Source organism: Amycolatopsis sp. NPDC049252, from assembly GCF_043197175.1.
Lineage (GTDB): Bacteria > Actinomycetota > Actinomycetes > Mycobacteriales > Pseudonocardiaceae > Amycolatopsis.
In genome coordinates, this window is record NZ_JBICSQ010000047.1 from 44,604 (window position 1) to 65,874 (window position 21,271).

Annotated in this window: 17 protein-coding genes and 1 rRNA gene; 10 read left to right on the top strand and 8 right to left on the bottom strand. The window is 70.8% G+C overall.

Annotated features, from left to right (window positions below; translation table 11 throughout):
- Nucleotides 1-321: 321 nt before the first annotated feature.
- On the top strand, nucleotides 322-1,191 hold the full coding sequence (locus ACGFMK_RS33430; RefSeq protein WP_392771794.1) for a hypothetical protein: 870 nt from the start codon (nucleotides 322-324) through the stop codon (nucleotides 1,189-1,191).
- A 51-nt stretch (nucleotides 1,192-1,242) separates the two neighbouring features.
- Here the strand turns inward: ACGFMK_RS33430 and ACGFMK_RS33435 are convergent, their stop codons facing one another.
- Nucleotides 1,243-1,740: a carboxymuconolactone decarboxylase family protein gene (locus ACGFMK_RS33435; RefSeq protein ID WP_392771837.1), complete on the bottom strand. Its 498-nt coding sequence runs from the start codon at nucleotides 1,738-1,740 to the stop codon at nucleotides 1,243-1,245.
- A 137-nt stretch (nucleotides 1,741-1,877) separates the two neighbouring features.
- Here ACGFMK_RS33435 and ACGFMK_RS33440 point away from each other — a divergent pair, with 137 nt between their 5' ends.
- Nucleotides 1,878-2,342: a MarR family winged helix-turn-helix transcriptional regulator gene (locus ACGFMK_RS33440; RefSeq protein WP_392771797.1), complete on the top strand. Its 465-nt coding sequence runs from the start codon at nucleotides 1,878-1,880 to the stop codon at nucleotides 2,340-2,342.
- Here ACGFMK_RS33440 and ACGFMK_RS33445 read toward each other — a convergent pair.
- Together ACGFMK_RS33445 and ACGFMK_RS33450 are read right to left on the bottom strand one after the other, a co-directional pair.
- A complete protein-coding gene (locus tag ACGFMK_RS33445; RefSeq protein WP_323335721.1) occupies nucleotides 2,339-2,755 on the bottom strand; it encodes a cupin domain-containing protein in 417 nt (138 codons plus the stop codon). The genes ACGFMK_RS33440 and ACGFMK_RS33445 overlap by 4 nt on opposite strands.
- A gap of 6 nt (nucleotides 2,756-2,761) precedes the next feature.
- Nucleotides 2,762-4,255, bottom strand: a complete 1,494-nt coding sequence (locus ACGFMK_RS33450) for an AMP-binding protein (protein WP_392771799.1) — start codon at nucleotides 4,253-4,255, stop codon at nucleotides 2,762-2,764.
- 31 nt (nucleotides 4,256-4,286) lie between these two features.
- Between ACGFMK_RS33450 and ACGFMK_RS33455 the strand changes: the two genes are divergently transcribed.
- Together ACGFMK_RS33455 and ACGFMK_RS33460 are read left to right on the top strand one after the other, a co-directional pair.
- A complete protein-coding gene (locus ACGFMK_RS33455; RefSeq protein ID WP_392771802.1) occupies nucleotides 4,287-5,423 on the top strand; it encodes an acyl-CoA dehydrogenase family protein in 1,137 nt (378 codons plus the stop codon).
- Nucleotides 5,424-5,478: 55 nt separating this feature from the next.
- Complete coding sequence (locus ACGFMK_RS33460) at nucleotides 5,479-6,429, top strand: SDR family NAD(P)-dependent oxidoreductase (protein WP_392771805.1); 951 nt, start codon at nucleotides 5,479-5,481, stop codon at nucleotides 6,427-6,429.
- Here the strand turns inward: ACGFMK_RS33460 and ACGFMK_RS33465 are convergent.
- Complete coding sequence (locus tag ACGFMK_RS33465; protein WP_392771807.1) at nucleotides 6,426-7,604, bottom strand: aminotransferase class V-fold PLP-dependent enzyme; 1,179 nt, start codon at nucleotides 7,602-7,604, stop codon at nucleotides 6,426-6,428. The genes ACGFMK_RS33460 and ACGFMK_RS33465 overlap by 4 nt on opposite strands.
- A gap of 45 nt (nucleotides 7,605-7,649) precedes the next feature.
- Here ACGFMK_RS33465 and ACGFMK_RS33470 point away from each other — a divergent pair, with 45 nt between their 5' ends.
- On the top strand, nucleotides 7,650-8,282 hold the full coding sequence (locus ACGFMK_RS33470; RefSeq protein WP_392771808.1) for a GntR family transcriptional regulator: 633 nt from the start codon (nucleotides 7,650-7,652) through the stop codon (nucleotides 8,280-8,282).
- A complete protein-coding gene (locus ACGFMK_RS33475; RefSeq protein ID WP_392771811.1) occupies nucleotides 8,279-9,037 on the top strand; it encodes a metallophosphoesterase in 759 nt (252 codons plus the stop codon). The genes ACGFMK_RS33470 and ACGFMK_RS33475 overlap by 4 nt, the downstream gene beginning before the upstream one ends.
- A gap of 10 nt (nucleotides 9,038-9,047) precedes the next feature.
- Here ACGFMK_RS33475 and ACGFMK_RS33480 read toward each other — a convergent pair whose 3' ends face one another.
- From ACGFMK_RS33480 to ACGFMK_RS33495, 4 genes are all read right to left on the bottom strand, one after another.
- The gene (locus tag ACGFMK_RS33480; RefSeq protein ID WP_392771813.1) at nucleotides 9,048-10,673 is read right to left on the bottom strand and encodes a CocE/NonD family hydrolase; all 1,626 of its coding nucleotides are present in this window, start codon (nucleotides 10,671-10,673) and stop codon (nucleotides 9,048-9,050) included.
- Nucleotides 10,674-10,757: 84 nt separating this feature from the next.
- Nucleotides 10,758-11,684 (bottom strand): asparaginase, encoded by a 927-nt coding sequence (locus tag ACGFMK_RS33485; protein ID WP_392771816.1) that lies wholly within the window; start codon nucleotides 11,682-11,684, stop codon nucleotides 10,758-10,760.
- Nucleotides 11,681-13,105 carry an amino acid permease gene (locus ACGFMK_RS33490; RefSeq protein WP_392771819.1) on the bottom strand — a complete coding sequence of 475 codons (1,425 nt, stop codon included), beginning with the start codon at nucleotides 13,103-13,105 and terminating at the stop codon, nucleotides 11,681-11,683. Before ACGFMK_RS33490 ends, ACGFMK_RS33485 begins: the two co-directional genes overlap by 4 nt.
- Nucleotides 13,102-13,749: a FadR/GntR family transcriptional regulator gene (locus ACGFMK_RS33495; RefSeq protein ID WP_392771840.1), complete on the bottom strand. Its 648-nt coding sequence runs from the start codon at nucleotides 13,747-13,749 to the stop codon at nucleotides 13,102-13,104. The genes ACGFMK_RS33490 and ACGFMK_RS33495 overlap by 4 nt, the downstream gene beginning before the upstream one ends.
- 314 nt (nucleotides 13,750-14,063) lie before the next feature.
- On the opposite strand from ACGFMK_RS33495, the gene dnaE reads away from it, so the two are divergent.
- The 4 genes from dnaE to ACGFMK_RS33515 form a co-directional block, all read left to right on the top strand.
- The gene (dnaE, locus tag ACGFMK_RS33500) at nucleotides 14,064-17,651 is read left to right on the top strand and encodes a DNA polymerase III subunit alpha (protein ID WP_392771822.1); all 3,588 of its coding nucleotides are present in this window, start codon (nucleotides 14,064-14,066) and stop codon (nucleotides 17,649-17,651) included.
- 73 nt (nucleotides 17,652-17,724) lie between these two features.
- Nucleotides 17,725-19,209, top strand: a complete 1,485-nt coding sequence (locus ACGFMK_RS33505) for an MFS transporter (RefSeq protein ID WP_392771825.1) — start codon at nucleotides 17,725-17,727, stop codon at nucleotides 19,207-19,209.
- A 432-nt stretch (nucleotides 19,210-19,641) separates the two neighbouring features.
- Complete coding sequence (locus tag ACGFMK_RS33510; protein WP_392771827.1) at nucleotides 19,642-20,844, top strand: low temperature requirement protein A; 1,203 nt, start codon at nucleotides 19,642-19,644, stop codon at nucleotides 20,842-20,844.
- A gap of 353 nt (nucleotides 20,845-21,197) precedes the next feature.
- A 16S ribosomal RNA gene (locus ACGFMK_RS33515) occupies nucleotides 21,198-21,271 on the top strand; the annotation flags it as partial.

Below are 21,271 nucleotides of genomic sequence, written 5' to 3' on the forward strand. Positions count from 1 at the left end.
GACCGGACCGGACACGGCATCCGGTGACCTGAGTCACAACGCTCGGCCGAAGGCGCCGCGCGGGACACCTCTCGGTGAATTTTCGCCCGAATCGCACGGATCGCGGGGATGTGCCGATGGGAGCACTCGGTGTGCCGCTGCGCGGGACGTTAGTCAACGATCGACCGGCGGTTCGAAAATTGTTACCGGGTAAGGAAAATTCTTCCGGTGATGCAACCGGCAACGTCGTTGGGGCGTGTAACGCCACACGGGACTTGCTCGACAGACGGTCGGCAAGTCACGAACTCATCAGAGGGGGAATCCGTGAAGGGTTCAGGGTTTTTGAAGCGCGCCGCGGCCGTCGCCGCGGTTCCGGTGCTGGCCGTGCTGCTGGGGGCCGGCGTCGCGCAGGCTCAGCCGGTCGCCACCGGGTCGTTGTCGTTCAGTGGTGACGAGGGCGACTACATCAGCGGGGGCGCCGCCTACGCGTACTCGACGGAGTCGAAGGACCGGCTCACCGTCAACGGTTCGGAAGACCACAACCACATCGGGGTGAGCGTCGACGGCGCCAACGGCGACTGGTGGTACCTCGACCTCGCCGCGCCCCGGGGCGAGGGACTGACCGCCCGCGCCTACGACGGTGCGACTCGCTACCCCTTCCAGGAGGCCGCGGCGCCGGGCCTGAGCCTGGACGGGAACGGCCGGGGCTGCAACACCCTGACCGGCACCTTCGCCGTGCAGAACGTCGTGTTCGGGCCGCACGGCTACGTCCAGGCGCTCGACGCGACTTACGAGCAGCACTGCGAAGGCGGCACCGCCGCCGCCCGCGGGGAGGTGCACATCGTCAACCCGCCGGCGCCGCCGGAGCTTTCGATCGGGCTGAAGGTGGCCACCGACGGCACCGCCAGCACGCTGAACGGGAACGCCCACCTGCACGGCACGGTGGCTTGCACCGCTCCCGCGCAGGTGACGGTGAGCGGCGCGGCGACGCAGGTCAAGCGCAACATCATCATCCGCGGCACCTACTCGGTCCAGGTCGCCTGCAAGCCGGGCGCCCCGGTGCCGTGGACGGCGGTCGTGGTGCCCGCCGGCACCACGCCGTTCCAGAAGGGGAAGGCCGAGGTCGTCACCCAGGCGACCGCGCTCGACCCGGTCTACAACACCAACGTCTCGGTCGACGACACCTCCGTCGTCACCCTGACCAAGTCCTGACGTCCTGACCCGATGAGCCGTGGAGGCCGCCACGCGGCGGCCTCCACGGTGTCAGGCCGCGGGCCAGGCGTGGTCCGCGAAGATCTCGTCCAGCGGTGCTCCGGTCAGGCGGTTCGCGAACGTCGACAGCGTGTAGGTGCCGATGCCCAGCACCACTTCCAGCGCGTTCCGCGGCGTGTAACCCGCGCCCGTGAACGCCTCCAGCGCTTCGGGCGGGACCTCGCCGGTCGTGTCCATGACCGCGTGCACGAACCCGCGCAACGCCTCCAGGTGCGGCGAGGGCAACGCCGACTCCGCGCGCAGCGCCGCCACCAGTTCCGGTGCGGCGGACAGGCGCTGGAGGGACGCCGTGTGCATCGCGACGCAGAGGTGGCAGCCGTTGCGCGCGGCGACCGTCATGACCAGGACTTCGCGGTCCAGTGCCGGCAGGGTCGCCGACTCGAAGATCGCGTTCAGCTTCAGGAAGCCGTTCAGCAGTTCCGGTGACGTCGCCAGGCGGGCTACGGCGGAGGGAACGTGGCCGCCGAACTTCTTCGCGGTGGCCGCCATCGCCGGGCGGGCGGCGGGCGGGGCAGACTCCGGGGTGTGATCGGGGAACAAATCGGGGAGCAAGACGTCTCCAGACGTAGCATCGACAATGTGGTTGTCGAAACCGTAAACCTGGTTGTCGAATTTGGCAAGGGGTCATGACCGACGCGCCCGGCTACGAGCTGCCGTTCCTGCTCTTCGGCGGGTTCCGCACGCTCATCGACCGCCTGCACGCCGAGCTCGCGCGCCGCGGGCACCCGGACGTCCGCCCGTCGTACGGGTTCGCCATGCAGGCCATCGGCGTCCAGGGCGCGACGGCGTCCGAGGTCGGCCGCCGGCTCGGCGTCTCCAAGCAGGCGGCCGGCAAGACCGTCGACCGGCTCGAGGCGCTCGGGTACGCCGAGCGCGCCGACGACCCCGCCGACGCGCGCCGCAAGATCGTGCGGCTCACCGCGCACGGCGTCGACGCCCTCACGAAGTCGGCGGAGATCTTCGACGACCTGCGCGCCGACTGGGCACGCGCGGTCGGCGCCGAACGCATGGCCGCGCTCGAGACGGACCTGCGCGCCGTCGTCGGTCCGGCGGCCTACCGCCTCGACGCGGCGGGCTGGTTCACGAGCTAGAAGTCGCAGCCCGGGTTCGGCGCGTCCTCCGAGAGCGGGCTGCCCGCCGGGAGCACGTACAGGACTTCGAGGACCAGCGGTGTCGTCCCGAGGTTGCGGCCGATGTGCACCTGATCGGGCTGCTCGGTGAACGCGCGCCCGGTGCGGTAGAGGCCGTCGAGGGAGCAATCGGCCTTGTTGTGCGTCAGCGTCCCGGCCTTCACGTACGCGTAGAGCGTGCCGTCGTGGAAGTGCCAGCCGGTGTAGCCGCCGGGCTGGATGGTGATCTCCCGGAGCGTGTAGTCGGTGTGGCCGATCGTCTTCTGCGTGAGGATCGTGCCGGTGACCCCGCTGCCCGGCGTGGCGGACGCGGTGGCGGGCAGCACCAGGAGAGCGGCGAGAACGGCGGTGGTGACGGCGATCGGCTTGCGCATCGGGAGTCAGTCCTTCCGTAGGGTGCGGCGCTGCATCTTGCCCGCTTCGGTCCGCGGCAGCTGCTCGGTGAAGTCGAACCGCTTGGGCGTCTTGAACCCGGCCAGCGCGGCCCGGCAGTGCTCGGCCAGCCGCGCCGCCAGGGCGTCGTCGCCGACGACGCCGGGCACCGGCTGGACGACGGCGAGCACGCGCTGACCCCACTCGTCGTCCGGCTCGCCGATCACGGCCGCGTCGGCGACGTCCGGGTGGGAGAGCAGCCGCCCTTCGATCTCGGCCGGGTAGATGTTGACCCCGCCGGAGAGGATCAGGTCGGTCCGGCGGTCGAGCAGGAAGACGCGGCCTTCGGCGTCTCGGTAGCCGAAGTCGCCCACCGTCAGGAACTCACCGGAGCGGGCGGCCGCGGTCTTCTCCGGATCGCCGAGGTAGTCGAGCGCGGTGTGCGCCGAGCTGAAGTAGAGCGTGCCCGGCTCGCCGTCCGGCAGTTCGGCGCCGTCCTCGCCGACGACCTTCAGCCGCACCCCGGTCAGCGTCCGGCCGACGGTGCCCGGCGCCTCCAGCCAGTCCGAGGCCGTGACGCCGCAGATCAGGCCCTCCGACGCGCCGTAGTACTCGTGCACCACCGGGCCGAGCCAGCCGATCATCCGCTCCTTGACCTCGGGCGGGCACGGCGCGGCGCCGTGGATCACGCTGGTCAGGCTCGACAGGTCGTACCGCGCGCGGACGTCCTCGGGCAGCCGCAGCATCCGGTGGAACATGGTCGGCACGAGGTGGGTGCTGGTCACCCGGTGGCGTTCGACCAGCCGCAGCGTCTCCTCGGCGTCGAACCTGTCCATCAGCACCGCGGAGTGCCCGAGGTGCATCGCGTTGACGGAGAACGAGCCGGGCGCGGCGTGGTAGAGCGGGCAGGCCACGAGGTGCACGCCCGGCCCCTCGTGGACGTCCATCATCGCGAGCAGGTCGCGGTGGATTTCGTGCAGGGACGGCGGTTTCCCGCTGAGCGCGCGGCGGACACCCTTGGGACGGCCGGTGGTGCCGGACGTGTAGAGCATCGTCTGCCCGGCCGTCCGCCGCTCCGGAGCCGCGGACGATTCGTCCTCGCCCCAGGACGCGTAGTCCGCCCAGCCGTCCGCCGCGCCGACCGAGAAGCGGGCCACGGAACCCAACGGGGGACAGGCCCGCGCGATGTCGGCGTCCGCGACGACGACGCGCGCGCCGCTGTTTTCCACCACGTAGGCGATTTCCCCGGCCGAGGACCGGTAGTTGACCGGCGTGAAGTACATCCCGGCCTGGAGCGTGGCGAACAGCAGCTCGAAGTAGGGGAGTCCGTTGTGGACGATCGCGACGACGCCGTCGCCCTCGCGCAGGCCGAGCCGGTGCAACGAGTGGGTCAGCCGGTTCGCCCGCGCGGCCAGCTCGCCGAAGGTCGCGGACCGCCCGTCCGGGGCGAGCACCGCGAGCCGGTCCGGGTGCGCTTCGGCGACGTCGTAGAAGGTGCTCACGCACCGCACGCTACCGGGTACGGTGCGACGCATGGACGCGGACGTTTTCGGCCAGGTGCTCGGGGCGGTGCGGGAGTTCGTGCGCAAGGAGGTCGTCCCGCGCGAAGCGGAGATCGACGAAACCGACGAAATCCCCGCCGGGATCCGGGAGAAGGCCGCCGAGCTGGGCCTGTTCGGCTGGGCCCTGCCGGAGGACTACGGCGGTCTCGGACTCGGCATGGCCGAAGACGTCCGGCTGGCGATCGAGCTCGGCTGGACGACGCCGGCGTTCCGGTCGCTGTTCGGCACCAACAACGGCATCGCGGGCCAGGCGATCGTGCACTACGGGACGCCGGACCAGCGCACCCGCTGGCTGCCGCGGCTCGCCGCCGGCCAGGCGATCGCGTCGTTCGCGCTCACCGAGGCCGAAGCCGGCTCCGACCCCAGCGGGCTGACCAGCCGCGCGGTCCGCGACGGCGACCGCTACCGGCTTTCGGGCACCAAGCGGTTCATCACCAACGCCCCGCTCGCCGAGGTCTTCGTCGTGTTCGCGCGCACCGAACCGGACAGCGCGGGCAGCCGCGGCATCTCCGCCCTGCTCGTACCGGCGGGCGCGCCCGGCGTCACCGTCGGCCCGCACGACGCCAAGATGGGCCAGGCCGGCGCGTGGACGTCGGAAGTGGTCTTCGACGACGTCGAGGTGTCGGCGGACGCGCTGGTCGGCGAAGCGGGAAAGGGCTTCGGCATCGCGATGGCCTCGCTCGCCCGCGGCCGGCTGCACATCGCGGCGCTGTGCGTGGGGATGGCGGAACGCGCGCTGGCCGAAGCCGTCGACTACGCGCGCACGGCCCGTCAAGGCGGTCACCCGATCGGGGAATTCCAGCTGGTGCAGGCGTTGCTGGCGGAGTCGCACGCCGAGCTGGCGGCCGGGCGCGCGATGGTGCACGAAGCCGCCGCGAAGTACGACTCGGGCGAGGACCGCAAGCTCGGGCCGTCGTCGGCGAAGCTGTTCTGCACCGAGATGCTCGGCCGGGTCGCCGACCGCGCGGTGCAGGTGCACGGCGGGATGGGCTACGTCCGGGGCGTCACGGTCGAGCGGATCTACCGCGACGCGCGGCTGTTCCGGATCTACGAGGGCACCAGCGAGATCCAGAAGCTCGTGATCGCGCGGCAGCTGCTCAAGGGCTGATCCCTGGGTCACTCCGGCTTGCGCTGGAGTTCACTCCAGCTCTTAACGTCGGGGTATGACCACTGCACAGCACAAGATCGGCTCGGGCTTCGGCGCCACCAGCACGGCGTCCGAGGTCCTCGCCGGCATCGACCTGACCGGCAAGCTCGCCATCGTCACCGGCGGCTACTCCGGCATCGGCCTCGAGACGACACGGGCGCTGACGCGGGCGGGCGCGCACGTCGTCGTCCCGGCTCGCCGCCGCGCGACGGCGGAAGAAGCGTTGCGGGGCTTCGAGAACGTCGAGCTCGACGAGCTGGATCTCGGTGACCTCGGCAGCGTCCGCGCGTTCGCCGAGCGGTTCGTCGCCTCCGGCCGCGGCATCGACGTCTTCATCGGCAGCGCCGGGATCATGGCGGCGCCGGAGACGCGGGTCGGCCCGGGCTGGGAGGCGCAGTTCGCGACCAACCACCTCGGCCACTTCGCGCTGGTGAACCGGCTGTGGCCGGCGGTCAACCCGGGCGCGCGCGTCGTGTCGGTGTCCTCGCGCGGCCACCACTTCGGCCCGGTCCGCTTCGACGACCTGAACTTCGAGCAGGGTTACGACAAGTGGCTCGCCTACGGCCAGGCGAAGACGGCGAACGTCCTCTTCGCGGTCCAGCTCGACAAGCTCGCGCAGGAGCGTGGCGTGCGCGCGTTCGCCCTGCACCCGGGCCGGATCCTGACCGACCTGGTGCGCCACCTGGACCGCCAGGAGCTGGTCGACGCGGGCATGGTCGACGAGAACGGGCAGGCCACCGGGGCCGGTGCGAAGACGCCCGAGGAGGGCGCGGCGACGCAGGTCTGGGCGGCGACGTCCCCGCAGCTGGACGGCCTCGGCGGCGTCTACCTCGAAGACTGCGACATCGCCGAGCCCGCTCCGGCCGACGGGGGCCGCACGGGCGTCAAGGACTACGCGATCGACCCGGCGCTGGCCGAGCGGCTGTGGACCGTGTCGGCCGAACTGACCGGTGTGAACGCCTTCTAGAGCTTTTCGACCGCCTTCACCAGCAGGTCGATCTCGTCCTCGGTGTTGTAGTAGTGCACCGACGACCGGACCAGGTCCGGCAGGTCGCGCGCGGTGAAGTCGAACTGCGCCGACGTGCGCGACGACACCGACACGTTGATCCGCGCTTCGGCCAGCCGTGCCTTGACGTCCGCGGCCGGGGTGCCCTCGACGCTGAAGGTGACGATGCCGCACTTCTTCACACCGACGTCGTGCACGCGGGCGCCGATGCCGGTCAGCCGGGTGCGCAGAGTGTCCGCCAGCGAGGCGACGCGGGTTTCGATGGCCGGCATGCCCCACCCGAGCGCGTAGTCGATCGCCGCGCCGAGGCCGACCACCGCGGCGAAGTCCCGTTCCCACACCTCGAAGCGCTTGGCGGTCGGGTCGACGACGTACTCGGCCGGCGACGTCCAGACCGCCGAGTGCAGGTCGAGCATCGCGGGCTCCAGCCGCTCCCGCAGGCGCGGGTGCGCGTAGAGGAAACCGGTGCCGCGCGGGCCGCGCAGGTACTTGCGGCCGGTCACCGACAGCGCGTCGCACTTCAGGCGCCGGACGTCGAGGTCGACCTGGCCGGCGGACTGGCACGCGTCGAGCAGGAACGGGATCCCGGCCGCCTCGGCGACCGCGCCGATCTCCTCGGCCGGGTTGACCAGCCCGCCCTGGGTGGGCACGTGGCTGACGGCGATCAGTTTGACGTCGGCGTCGACGCGGCGGCGGAGGTCCTCGACGTCCAGCTGGCCGGACTCGTCGTCGCCGACCACCTCGACGACCGCGCCGGTGCGCTTGGCGACCTGCAGGTACGCGATCGCGTTGCTCGCGTACTCCGCGCGCGAGGTCAGGATCCGGTCGCCCGCGGTGAACGGCAGCGCGTAGAAGATCGCCTGCCAGGACCGCGTCGCGTTGTCGGTGATCGCGATGTCGTCGGCCTCGCCGCCGACCAGCCTCGCCGCCGACGCGTACACCGCGGCCAGCCGGTCCTGGGCTTCGGCGGCGGCCTCGTACCCGCCGACCAGCGCTTCGTGGCGCAGGTAGTCCACCACCGTGTCCGTCACGACGGCCGGGGGCAGCGCGGATCCCGCGTTGTTGAAGTGGACCACTTCCTTGCAGCCGGGGGTCTCACGGCGGGCGCGGTCGACATCGAAGCCGTCAAAGGTCATGCAAACTGAATACAGTACGACCGGATTGCATGCAATACTGCCCGCATGGGCCGGACTCCGCTGCGCAGTGACCTCATCGAGGAGATCACCACCCGGGTGCTCGACGGGCGGCTCGCCGCCGGCGCCCGCGTCAACGAGGTGCACCTGGCCCGCGAGCTGGGCGTCAGCCGGACGCCGCTGCGGGAGGCCCTGATCGGGCTCGCCGGCCGCGGCCTGCTCATGGCCGAGCCGGGCCGCGGGTTCCTCGTGCCGCCGTTCGACCCGGACGAGGCCCGCCGGCTCTACCCGCTGGTCGCCGAGCTCGAGGCGCTCGCGCTGCGCTGGACGTCGCCGCTGGAGCTGGCCGGGCTGCCCGACGCGCTCGACGTCGTCGCCGACGAGATGGCCGCGGCGCTGGAGCGCGGCGAAGAGCTGTCCGAAGTGGACGACCGGTGGCACGCGCTGCTGCTGTCCCGCTGCCCGAACCCGCACCTGCTGCGGTTGATCGAGCAGACCAAGCCGCTGCTCAAGCGGTACGAATCGTGCTACTTCGGCGGCGCGGGCCGCGCCGGGGAGAGCATCGGCGAGCACCGCCGGATCGCCGCGGCGCTGCGCGAGGGCGACCTGCCGGCCGCGTCCGCGGTGCTCGTCCGCAACTGGGTGAAAGCACTGGCGTACCTGGGGAAGGACGAAAGATGATCATCGCGCACCTGAGTGACCTGCACCTCGACGACGGGCCGCGCGCGGAAGAGCGCGTCGCGGCCGTGATGGCGTACCTGGACGAGCTCGCGGTCGACGCGGTCGTCGTCACCGGCGACATCGCCGACCACGGCGCCGCGACGGAGTACGCGCGCGCCGCCGAACTGCTCAAGCACCCGGCGCCGGTGCTGGTCTGCCCGGGAAACCACGACGTCCGTGCGGAATTCCGGAAGGGCCTGCTCGACCTGGCCGCGTCCGACGGCCCGATCGACCTCGCCCGCGAGGTCGGCGGCGTGCTGTTCGCGCTGTGCGACTCGACGATCCCCGGCCGCGGCGCGGGTTACCTCGCCGACGAGACCCTGGAGTGGCTGGACGGCGTCCTGTCCGGCGGTGACGGCCCGGCGTTCGTCGTCTTCCACCACCCGCCGGTCGAGGTCGGCGTCCCGCTGGTGGACGGGATCCGGCAGTCGGGGGAGGAGCGGCTGGCGGCGGTGCTCGGCCGCCACCCGCGCGTGGTGGCCCTGCTCGCCGGCCACGTCCACACCGGCGCGTCGACGACGTTCGCCGGCGTGCCGCTGCGGATCGCGCCCGGTGTGGTGTCGACGTCCCTGCTGCCGGTCGAGCCGGGCGCCGGCCGCGGCTGGGACGAGGGCGGGCCGCTGGAGTACGACCGGCCGCCGTCGCTGCTGCTGCACGTCCTGCACGACGACGGCCGGGTGACCACCCACCACCGGGCGGTCCCGTTCGTCTCCTAGCGGCTGTCTCCTAGCCGGTGAAGACCGGCAGCGTGATCCGGGACGGCCGGGCCGCGTCGTGGAAGATCTCGAAGCGGTTCGGCTTGCCGTCGACCGCCGCGGTGACCGGCTCGCCCGTGCCGTGGTTGCGGGCGAAGCGGGGGAACGCGCCGCCCGCGACCTGGACGCGCAGCCGGTGGCCGCGGCGGAAGCGGTAGGCCGTCGGGTCGAGCGTGACCTCCGCCGTCACCACGCCGCCGGTGTCCGCCTGGGGGAAGCCCGGCCGCAGCCGCAGGATCCCGTCGGTGACGTTGCGGGAGACGCCGCCCGCGTCGACGTCGCAGAGCCGGACGTAGACGTCGGCGTGCCCGATTTCGGTGCGCACGTGCACGGTCGCGGCGACTTCGCCGATGACGTCGAGGTCCGACGCCAGCGGCTCGCCGGTGAAGACCAGCACGTCCGGCCGGGCCTCGACCTCCTGGTTGTCCTTCTGCTTCCAGTCACCGGTCAGCAGCGGCCCGCCGACCGCCGGGGTCGGGTCCGCCGGGTCGTAGGTGAACGTCGTCGGCCGCGCCTCGTCGCCGACGGCCTCGCCGAGCCCGCCGATCGGCCGCAGGTGTGCCGCCGTCGCGGTCGACGGTGGCGGCCACTGCTCGAAGTCCAGCCAGGTGCCCGCGCCCTGCAGGAAGACCCGCACCGGGGCGCGCTGCAGGTACGTGCGGTCGCCGAGCAGGTGGGCGCGCAGGAACCCGAGCTGGTCCTGGATCATCGGGCGCATGCTCGCCGGTTCGCCGTGGGCCCACGGGCCGATCGTGAGGCGCGGCTTCTTGCCCGCCTCGGCGAGCCGCCGGAAGTCCTTCAGCTGCGAGCCGACGAACAGGTCGTACCAGCCGGTGACCATCGACACCGGGACGTCGAGCTTCTCGACGTCGGCGCTGTGGTCGGACATGGCCCAGTAGGTGTCGTCCGGCACGAAGTGCTCGGTGACGTCCTGCAGGAACTGCACCGGCTTACCGATCGCGGCGACGTCGGCGCGGCTCAGCGGCAGGAACGACATCGCCTTCCGGGTCTTGCGTTTCTGCAGCGGGTTCGGCAGCGCGGCGAAGCGTTCTTCCTGGCGGCCGATCATCGCCGACCACGACACCATGTTGTCCGCGGCGAGCACGCCACCCGGGTAGAACGTCGAGATGAACTCGGACGCCGTGACGCCGAGGCACATCGCTTCGAGGGGCGGGTCGAGGTAGGGCCCGATCGCCCACTGCGTGTGCCCGAGGTAGCTGGCACCCGCCATGCCGAGCTTGCCGTCGCACCACGGCTGCGCGCGCAGCCACTCGGCGGTGGCGATGCCGTCCTCGCGCTCGAGGTGGAACGGCCGGAACTCGCCGCCGGAGCCGAACGAGCCGCGGGTGCTCTGGATGACCGTCTGCAGGCCGTGCCGGGCGAACGTGTCCCCGAAGAGCTTCGAGAGCAGGCCCTTGCGCCCGTACGGCGTGCGGATCAGCACCACCGGCGCCGGCGTGTCGCCGGCCGGGGCGTACCGGTCCGCGAGCAGCGTGACGCCGTCGGGCATCGGCACCGGCAGGTCGCGCGTGATGACCGGCTTCGGCCCTTCGGCGCGGGGGAGGCCGAGCATCCTGTCGACAAATCGGTCCAGCACGGGCGCCTGCCTTCCGAAGCGGAGTCACACCTTCCGGATTCGACGGTACCCCAGGTCGCGCCCGTGGCAACCGGAGCGCGAACGTCAGCGGCTGCCCACGCTGAGCGCCTCGCCCAGTTTCCCGGTGACCCGCAGGTTTTCCGGCCCGGACGGCACCGTCACCCCGCACAGCTTCAGCGCCGCGGCGAGCACCGGCTGCCGCGCCCGGTCGCCGCCGTCGGCGATCTTGGCCGCGAGCGCCGTGCCGTCGGGCAGGGCGGCGACCTGGACGGCCTCGAAGCCGTCCTTCGCGATCAGTCCCGGCACCGCGCGCATGACGGCGGTGACGTCGCGGCGGCGGCCGCCGACCAGCTCGGGGTGCCGCCGGATCCCGTCGGCGACCAGGCCTTCGGGTGTTTCCGGCGCGGCCGTGGCGATCTTCGACACGGCGGTGGCGAGGCCGCGCAGCGTGGTGGCGAACAGCGGCGCGCCGCAGCCGTCGACGGCGACCCGCTCGATCGCGCGGCCGGTCAGGTCCTCGACGGTGGCGGCGATCGCGCGCTGCAGCGGGTGGGCCGGGTCGAGGTAGCCGTCGGCGGCCCAGCCGTTCAGCTCGCAGGCCGCCAGCATCGCCGCGTGCTTGCCGGAGCAGTTGTGCGCGAGCCGGCTCGGGGCCCGCCCGGCCGCGACCCAGTGGTCGCGTTCGACCGGGTCGTACGGGAAGTCGGCCGGGTTGCCCAGCGCGTCGGGGGACCGCTCGCCGAGCACCGCCGACGCCGCGTCGAGGTGCATCGGCTCGCCGGAGTGGCTGGCCGCCGCGATGGCGAACCCGGCGGGCGGCAGCCGCAGCCCGAGGCGCGCCATCGCCGTGGCCTGCAGGGGTTTCGCCGTCGACCGCGGGTACATCGGGGCGTCCGGAGCACCCGCGCCGAACAGCGTCGTCCCGTCCGGGGCGAGCACGATCACCGAGCCGTGGTGCCCGCCCTCGACCATGCCGTCGCGCACCAGCTCGACCAGGAGTTCGTGGTTCACAGCCCCGCCTTGTCGAACGCGCGCATGTCGATCCGCTTCCGCACGGCGAACCAGCCGGCGACCAGCGCGGCGGCGATCACCGGCAGCGCCATGAGCGTGATCCGGCCGGTCTCGTCGAAGCCCATCAGCACCACGACGGCCGCGAGGAACACCAGCGTCGCGATCTCGGTGTACGGCGAGAACGGCAGCCGGAACGAGGGCCGCTCGAGCCCGTCCCGCTTCGTCTTGCGGACGAACAGCAGGTGGCAGAGCACGATGATGGCCCAGGTGGCGAGGATGCCGATCGCGGCGAAGTTCAGCACGATGTCGAAGGCATCCTTCGGCACCAGGTAGTTCAGCCCGACCCCGAGCACGCAGACCGACGCCGTCAACAGGATCCCGCCGTAGGGCACCTGGTTGCGGTTCATCACGCCGGTGAACTTCGGCGCTGAGCCCGCCGTGGCCATCGACCGCAGGATCCGGCCGGTCGAGTACAGCCCCGAGTTGAGGCTCGACAGCGCCGCGGTGAGCACGACCAGGTTCATCACGCTGTCCGCGGCCGGCACGCCCAGGTGCGACAGCACGGTGACGAACGGGCTCTGGTCCTTCGTGTAGGAGCTCCACGGCAGGAGCATCGCCAGCAGCACGACCGAGCCGACGTAGAACACGGCGATGCGCCACATGATGGAGTTGATCGCCTTCGGCATGATCTTCTCCGGGTTCTCGGTCTCGCCCGCGGCGACCCCGACCAGCTCGACCGAGGCGTAGGCGAACACCACGCCCTGCACGATCATGACCATCGGCAGCAGCCCGGCCGGGAAGATCCCGCCGTGCCCGGTGATCAGCTGCGGCCCGCCCGCGACGCCGTCGATCGGCGTCCGCGTGGCCAGCAGCACGATCCCGATCACCATGAACAGCACGAGCGCGGCGACCTTGACGATGGCGAACCAGAACTCCATCTCGCCGAACAGCTTCACCGAGACCAGGTTCAGCGTCAGCACGACGGCGAGCGCGATCAGCGCGAGCACCCACTGCGGGATAGGCGTGAAGAACGACCAGAAGTGCGCGTAGAGCGCGATGGCCGTGATGTCGGCGATGCCGGTGGTCGACCAGTTCAGGAAGTGCATCCAGCCCGCGACGTACGCGCCCTTCTCGCCCATGAACTCCCGCGCGTAGGAGACGAACGCGCCGCTCGAAGGCCGGTACAGGATGAGCTCGCCGAGCGCGCGGACCACGAAGAACGCGAAGAGCCCGCAGACGGCGTAGACGATCGCCAGGGCCGGCCCGGCCTGGGCGAGCCGCCCGCCGGCACCGAGGAACAGGCCGGTGCCGATGGCCCCGCCGATCGCGATCATGTTCACGTGCCGCGGCTTGAGGGCCTTGTTGTACCCGGCGTCGCCGGCGTCGGCGGTCGCTTCCGGGGTGAGGGTCTGTTCGGTCACTGGTCCCCGTTCACGATGCTGGTGAGCGTGTCTTCGACGTGCTGCAGGTGGGCGGTCATGGCCGCGACGGCGGCGCTCTCGGAGCCGTCGGTGATCGCCGTGACGATCGCCCGGTGCTCGACGTTCGAGCGCCGCCGCCGTCCGCCGAGCTGGTTGAGGAAGGCGGACTGGCGGGCCAGCGCGTCGCGGATCTCCTCGATCACCTTCCCGAACACGGGGTTGCCCGAGGACTGGGCGATGGTGATGTGGAACAGCGAGTCGAGCGCGACCCAGGCGGTGTTGTCGGTCTCGGCGTCCATCCGGTCCACGAGGTGGGCGAGCAGGTCGAGGTCGTCCTGGCTCCGGCGCAGGGCCGCGTAGCCGGCGACCGGGATCTCGACGTGCCGGCGCACCTCGATCAGGTCCCGGGCGGAGTAGGGCCCGAACGTCGGGTGCTCGGCGGGCCCGGTGGCGGTGACGAAGGTGCCCTTGCCCGTCTTGGACTCGGTCATGCCGAGGGCCTGCAGCCCGCGCAGGGCCTCCCGGACGACCGACCGGCTGACCTCGAACTCCCTGCTCAGGGCGGCTTCGGAGGGCAGCTTGACCCCCACGGCGTACTCACCGTCTTCGATCAGCCGCCGCAGGTGGGCCAGCACCGCCTCCATGGCGCTCACCCGCCGGGGACCGCCTTGTCCGGCTGTCTGGCTGTCGGACAGGTTCATCCGGCTGATGCTCGGTGCCGCGGGTGGCGGTGTCAACGCGAGCCCAGGCCGCTGTGGCTCACTTCACCGGCTCACTTCACCGGCGGCACCGGCCCCGCCCGGCAGCACCGCGTGCCGTGATCACCACCGCCCGAAACGGTGGCGCGTCGTACCGCCCGGAGCGCCCTCCCGAGGCGCACAATCGAGCCCGGCGAGTGCGGGATAGGCTGGGGGACCCGGGCGCGCCCGCCCGATCAACACAGGGGAGGTTTTCGCTGGTGTCGAACGATTCCTTCGTCCACCTGCACGTCCACACCGAGTACTCGATGCTCGACGGTGCGGCGAAGATCGCTCCCCTCTTCGCGGAAGCGGCGCGCCTCGGCATGCCCGCGGTCGGCATGACCGACCACGGCAACATGTACGGCGGCGACGAGTTCTACCAGCAGGCGAAGAAACACGGCCTCAAGCCGATCATCGGGATCGAGGCCTACGTCGCGCCGGAGTCGCGCTTCCACAAGAAGCCGGTCTTCTGGGGCCAGTCGAACCAGCGCGGCTCCGACGAGCTGGGTGAGGGCGGCGACGTCTCGGGCGCCGGTGCCTACACCCACATGACGATGCTCGCGCAGAACGCCACCGGCCTGCGGAACCTGTTCAAGCTGTCCTCGCTGGCCAGCATGCAGGGCTACTACCGCAAGCCCCGGATGGACCGCGAGCTCATCGCGGAGAACCACGCCGGGATCATCGCGACCACCGGCTGCCCGTCCGGCGAGGTGCAGACCCGGCTGCGGCTGGGCCAGAAGGAAGCGGCGATCCAGGCCGCGTCCGACTACAAGGACATCTTCGGCGCCGACAACTTCTTCCTCGAGCTGATGGACCACGGCCTGCCGATCGAGCGGTCGGTCCGCGAGGGCCTGCTGGAGGTCGGCCGGCTGCTCGACCTCAAGCCGATCGCGACGAACGACTCGCACTACGTCACCAAGGACCAGGCCGACACCCACTCGGCGCTGCTGTGCGTGCAGGCCGGCAAGACCCTCAACGACCCGACCCGGTTCAAGTTCGACGGTGACGGCTACTACCTCAAGTCCGCCGCCGACATGCGCGAGTACTGGGACAAGGAAGTACCCGGCGCCTCGGACAACACGTTGCTGATCGCCGAGCGCGTCGAGTCCTACGAAGACGTCTACGCGCACAAGGACCGGCTGCCGTTCTTCGAGGTGCCGGAGGGCTACGACCAGGGCAGCTGGCTGCGCGAAGAGGTCGCGAAGGGCCTGAAGTGGCGCTTCCCGGAGGGCCCGCCCGAGGGCTACGACGAGCGGATCGAGAAGGAGCTCGACGTCATCATCGGGAAGGGCTTCCCGGCCTACTTCCTGATCGTCGCCGACCTCATCAGCTACGCCCGCCGCGTCGGCATCCGCGTCGGCCCCGGCCGTGGTTCCGCCGCCGGCTCGCTGGTCGCGTACGTGCTCGGTATCACCAACCTGGACCCGATCCCGCAGAAGCTGCTGTTCGAGCGGTTCTTGAACCCCGAGCGCGTCTCGATGCCCGACATCGACATCGACTTCGACGACCGCCGTCGCGGCGAGATGATCCGGTACGCGACCGACAAGTACGGCTCGGACAAGGTCGCCCAGGTCATCACCTTCGGCACGATCAAGACCAAGGCGGCGATCAAGGACTCCGCGCGGGTCCACTTCGGCCAGCCCGGTTACGCGATCGCCGACAAGATCTCCAAGGCGCTGCCGCCGCCGATCATGGCGAAGGACATCCCGCTCTCGGGCATCGTCGACGCCAAGCACGAGCGCTACGGCGAGGCCGCCGAGGTCCGCGCCTTGGTCGAGACCGACGAAGAGTGCAAGACGATCTTCGAGACCGCCCGCGGTCTCGAGGGCCTGATCCGCAACGCGGGTGTGCACGCCTGCGCGGTCATCATGTCGTGCGACCCGCTGACCGACGCGATCCCGCTCTGGCAGCGTGACGACGGCTCGATCATCACCGGCTGGGACTACCCGTCGTGCGAGGCCATCGGCCTGCTGAAGATGGACTTCCTGGGCCTGCGGAACCTGACGGTCATCGGTGACGCGATCGACAACATCAAGACCAACCGCGGGATCGACATCGACCTCGACACCCTGGGCGTCGAGGACCCGGAGACCTACAAGCTGCTCGCCCGCGGCGACACGCTCGGCGTGTTCCAGCTGGACGGCGGGCCCATGCGTGACCTGCTGCGCCGCATGGAGCCCACGGTGTTCGACGACATCGTCGCGGTCGGCGCGCTCTACCGCCCCGGCCCGATGGGCATGAACGCGCACAACGACTACGCCGACCGGAAGAACAACCGGCAGAAGGTCAAGCCGATCCACCCGGAGCTCGACGAGCCGCTGCGGGAGATCCTGGCCGACACCTACGGCCTGATCGTCTACCAAGAGCAGATCATGCACATCGGCCAGAAGGTGGCCGGGTACACGATGGGGCGCGCGGACGTGCTCCGCCGCGCGATGGGCAAGAAGAAGAAGGAAGTCCTCGACCTCGAGTACGAGGGCTTCGAAGCCGGGATGAAAGCCAGTGACCTGGTGCCGGGCGGCTTTTCCGCCGAGGCCGTCAAGGCGCTCTGGGACACGATCCTCCCGTTCGCCGGGTACGCGTTCAACAAGAGCCACGCGGCCGCGTACGGCCTGGTCTCCTACTGGACCGCGTACCTCAAGGCGAACTTCACGCCGGAGTACATGGCCGCGCTGCTCACCTCGGTCGGTGACAACAAGGACAAGTCGGCGGTCTACCTGTCCGAGTGCCGCCGCCTCGGCATCAAGGTGCTCCCGCCGGACGTCAACGAATCCGCCCTGCGGTTCGCGGCCGTCGGGGAGGACATCCGCTTCGGCATGGGCGCGGTCCGCAACGTCGGCGCGAACGTCGTCGAGTCGATCATCAAGACCCGCGCGGAGAAGGGCAAGTACTCCTCCTTCACCGACTTCCTCGACAAGTCCGAGCTCGTGGCCTGCAACAAGCGGGTCATCGAGTCGCTGATCAAGGCGGGCGGGTTCGACTCGCTCGGGCACACGCGGCTTTCGATGATCCAGGTCCACGAAGACGCGGTCGAAGCCGTCGTCCCGCTCAAGCGCCAGGAGGCGATGGGTCAGTTCGACCTGTTCGGCTTCGGCGGGGAAGACGGGGAGGAGGCAGCGCCGTCTTCATCGCCGCTCGCGCACCTCAAGTTCGGGGAAGAGGAGTACCCGCGCAAGCAGCTGCTCGCCTACGAACGCGAGATGCTCGGCCTGTACGTCTCGGCCCACCCGCTGGACGGCGCCGAGCGGATCCTGCGCAAGCACGCCCCGAAACCGATCGCCGGCATCCTCGCCGACCCGCCCAAGGAGGGCGAGCTCGTCATCTCCGGGCTGATCACGTCGCTCGAGCGGCGGGTCAACAAGAAGGGCGAGCCCTGGGCGATCTGCACGGTCGAGGACATGGACGCCTCGCTCGAGGTGCTGTTCTTCCCGAAGTCGTACGCGCTGTTCGCGGGCGAGCTGATCGAGGACAACGCGGTGCTGGTCAAGGGCCGGGTGAACTGGCGCGAAGACAAGATGTCCATCTTCGGCGGCGGCCTGGCGACACTGGACCTGTCCGAGGTCGGCACCGGCAACGGTGACGACGAGCCGCCGCTGGTCCTGCTGGCCGCGGCCGAGAAGATCGACCAGTCGGTGGTCAGCGAGCTGCGGTCCACGCTGCTCGCGCACAAGGGCGAAACGATGGTCCACCTCAAGCTGGTGGGCCGGAGCCAGACGGTGTTCGCCCTGCACGACTACCCGGTGAAGGTCAGTTCGATGCTGATCGGCGAGCTGAAGGGCATCCGCGGGATCACCGCTTCGACGTAGCGGCTTTCGGCGAACGGGCCGGGTCGGCGTGCACAACGCGCGCGGACCCGGCCCTTCGTGTTTGCTGGACGGGATGACTTCGTACGAGCCAGACCCCCGCCGCTGGAAAGCGCTCGCCGTCTCCCTGACGGCCGGGTTCATGGGCCTGCTCGACGTCAGCATCGTCAACGTCGCGCTGCCGTCGATCCAGCGCGACCTCGGCGCGGGCAGCGGCGGGATCCGCTGGGTCGTCTCGGGGTACGCGCTCGCGTTCGGCCTGGTCCTGGTGACCGGCGGCCGCCTCGGCGACGCGTTCGGCCGCCGGAAGATGTTCCTCGGTGCCCTCGCCGCGTTCGTCGTCACCAGTGCGCTGGCCGGCGCGGCGCCCAACGAAACGACGCTGGTCGTCGCCCGGCTCGCCCAGGGGGTGGCGGCCGGCATGCTCACCCCGCAGAACACCGGCCTGATCCAGGACCTGTTCCGCGGGCCCGAGCGCGGGCGGGCGTTCGGCATGTTCGGGGCCGTCGTCGGCATCTCGACGGCGGTGGGGCCGATCCTCGGCGGCGTGATCCTCGCCGTCTTCGGCGATCCGGACGGCTGGCGCTGGGTGTTCTACGTCAACGTGCCGATCGGCGTGCTCGCGTTCGTCCTGGCGCTGCGGCTGCTGCCGCGCAGCGGGAAACGGGAGATCCGGCTGCGGACCGAGATCGACTTCGTCGGGATCCTGCTGCTCGCGGTGGCGGTGCTCGGCGTGCTGCTCCCGGTGGTCGACGCCGACCAGGGCGGCATCGCGCGGATGTGGTGGCTGTTCCCGATCGCGGTCGTCTTCGGGGCCGTGTTCGTCCGGTGGGAGCACCGGCTGGTGCGCCACGGCCGGTCGCCGCTGCTGGACACCCGGCTGTTCACCGGCACCCCGGGGTACGCCACGGGAGCCGCGGTGGGCGCGCTCTACTTCTGCGGGTTCGCCGGGATCTGGCTGGTCTTCGCGATGTTCTTCCAGCAGGGGCTCGGCTACACGCCCTTGCAGTCCGGGCTGTCGGTGACGCCGTTCGCGCTCGGCTCGGCGGTGGCCGCGGCCGTCGCCGGGCGTCTGGTGCCGCGCTTCGGCCGCCGCCTCACCGTCACCGGGTTGTCGCTGGTCGCCGTCGGCTTGCTGGCCGTCGCGCTGCTCGCCCAGCTGGTGCCGGCGTCGGCCGCGGGGTGGGCGTTCGTGGTCCCGCTGGTGGTGGCGGGGATCGGCGGCGGCATGGTGATCTCGCCGAACACGACGCTGACCCTGGAGTGCGTGCCGGTCCGGATGGCCGGCGTCGCGGGTGGCGCGCTGCAGACCGGGCAGCGGATCGGCACGGCGATCGGCACGGCCGTGCTGGCGTCGGTGTTCGGCACGGTCCTCGTTTCGTCGCGAGACCAGCAGCTGGCGCTCACCGTCGCGCTCTGCTGCGCGGCCTTCCTGACGTGTGGCGCGCTGGTCCTCGCGGTGGCCGAACTACGCGCCCGCCGCCACCGTGCGCAACTTTCCGAGCACGAGCGGGACACCCGGACGGCCGAGACGTCCGCCGCGGACGTCCAGCGGGGCTGAGACACTACTTTCCGCAGATTCGCGATGCTCCAAACGAGTGACGCGAACGGGAAGGCTCTGGTGCTACGCAGAGCGACCGGGTAGATCTTATGGAGCCTTCACTGCGCGGCTTCGGCTACCGACAGTGGCAATCGGTCGGCCACCCGGGGATGGGGTGACCGGCTTGAGCGACCGAAGCGTCCGGAGTACGAGGGAATGGGCACACTCGGTCACCTTCCGTCCAGTGAGTGTCGGCGTCCGCGGGGGACCGTCCGGCACTTCGCGGAAGGGCTGCCCATCGGCCGGCCGGCAAGCGCGCGTGACGGCGGCGGGCGGGCCCGGGTGAGGGGGAACCGGGCCCGCTCGTCCTTTTCGCCCGTGTCGTGCTCGCGTCTCCGCTGCTGATCATGCTGGGATGGTCGGGTCCGTCCGAGGCAGACGCGGGGAGTCCCGATGACCGAGCAGCCGTTGCAGCCGTCGCGGCCGGGGAGCCGGATCCGCGTGTGGTACCGGCCGATGCGGGCCCGCGACCGGAGTGAGAACCACCGCGTCGCGACGCCGCTGGAGCTGTTGTTCGACCTGTGTTTCGTGGTCGCCGTCGGCCAGGCGGCCGCGGAACTGCACCACGCGCTCGCCGAGGGCCACATCGGCCACGGCGTGTTCTCCTTCGGCCTGGTCTTCTTCGCGATCTGGTGGGGCTGGCTGAACTTCAGCTGGTTCGCGTCGGCGTTCGACACCGACGACGTCCCGTACCGCCTGGCGACGCTGGTGCAGATCGCCGGTGGCCTGACCGTCGCGGCCGGGGTGGAGACCGCGTTCGAGGGCGACTTCCGGGTGATGGTCGCCGGCTACGTGCTGATGCGGCTGGCGATGGTGGTCCAGTGGCTGCGCGCCGCCCGGTCGGAGCCGGAGTGCCGGCCGGCCGCGCTGCGGTACGCCACCGGGATCACGGTCGTCCAGGCGCTGTGGATCGCCCGGCTGTGGCTGTCGGGCACGCCGGCCGTCGTCGCCTTCTTCGTGCTCCTCGTGCTCGAGCTCGCCGTCCCGTTGTGGGCGGAGCACCGCTCCGGCACCACGTGGCACCCGCACCACATCGCCGAGCGGTACGGCCTGTTCACCCTGATCGTGCTCGGCGAGGTGATCCTCAGCGCGACGAACGCCATCAAGGAGGGCACCGCCGAGCCGGGGCACATCGGCACGCTGATCTCGCTCGCCGCGGCGGCCCTCGTGCTGGTGTTCGCGATGTGGTGGCTGTACTTCGACCAGCCGGGCCACGCGCGGCTGACCCGCCGTCCGACCCTGTTCACGACGATGAGCTGGGGGTACGGCCACTACCTGATCTTCGCGTCGGCCGCGGCGGTCGGGGCCGGGCTCGAGGTGGCGGTCGGGTACGACACCCACACACTGCACGACGTCGGCCCGATCGCCGCGGCGATGGCCACGACGGTCCCGGTCGCGATCTTCCTGCTGAGCGTCTGGCTGCTGCACATCGGCCCGACCAACGAATGCCGCCCGATCGCCATCGGCTTCCCGGTGACGGCGGTGCTCGTCGTCGCGGCGTCGTTCATGCCGGCGCCGATCCACGTCACCGCCGTGCTCGCGGCCGCCCTGGTGGCGCTGACCGTCGTCGCGACCCACGGGGAGCCCCAGCGGTAGATCGACGCAGGTCAGCGGCTCGGCGCGGGAAAAGGGGACCCCCCTGTGCGAGGCCGTTCCGGGGCATGTAAAGTTCTCCAAGTCGCCAGGGAAACCGGGCGGCCGCCGGGGCCACGAACCAAGCTCCCACGAAGGTGGTAGAGTGGGTGGTCCTGAACCGAGGTGATAGCCTCGGAACAACAAAGGCTTGAAACAATCGCCGAGGTTGAGCCCGCCGATAAGGCGGGTGATTCCAGAGTGTGTTGCTTGAGAACTCAACAGTGTGCTAGTGAACTAAGCCAGTAGAGCTTATGTATTGAAACCTCGTATGAGGTTCCTTTGAGAGCATTAATTTGCCTCGATTAAACTGTTCATTGTTGGAGAGTTTGATCCTGGCTCAGGACGAACGCTGGCGGCGTGCTTAACACATGCAAGTCGAACGATGAAG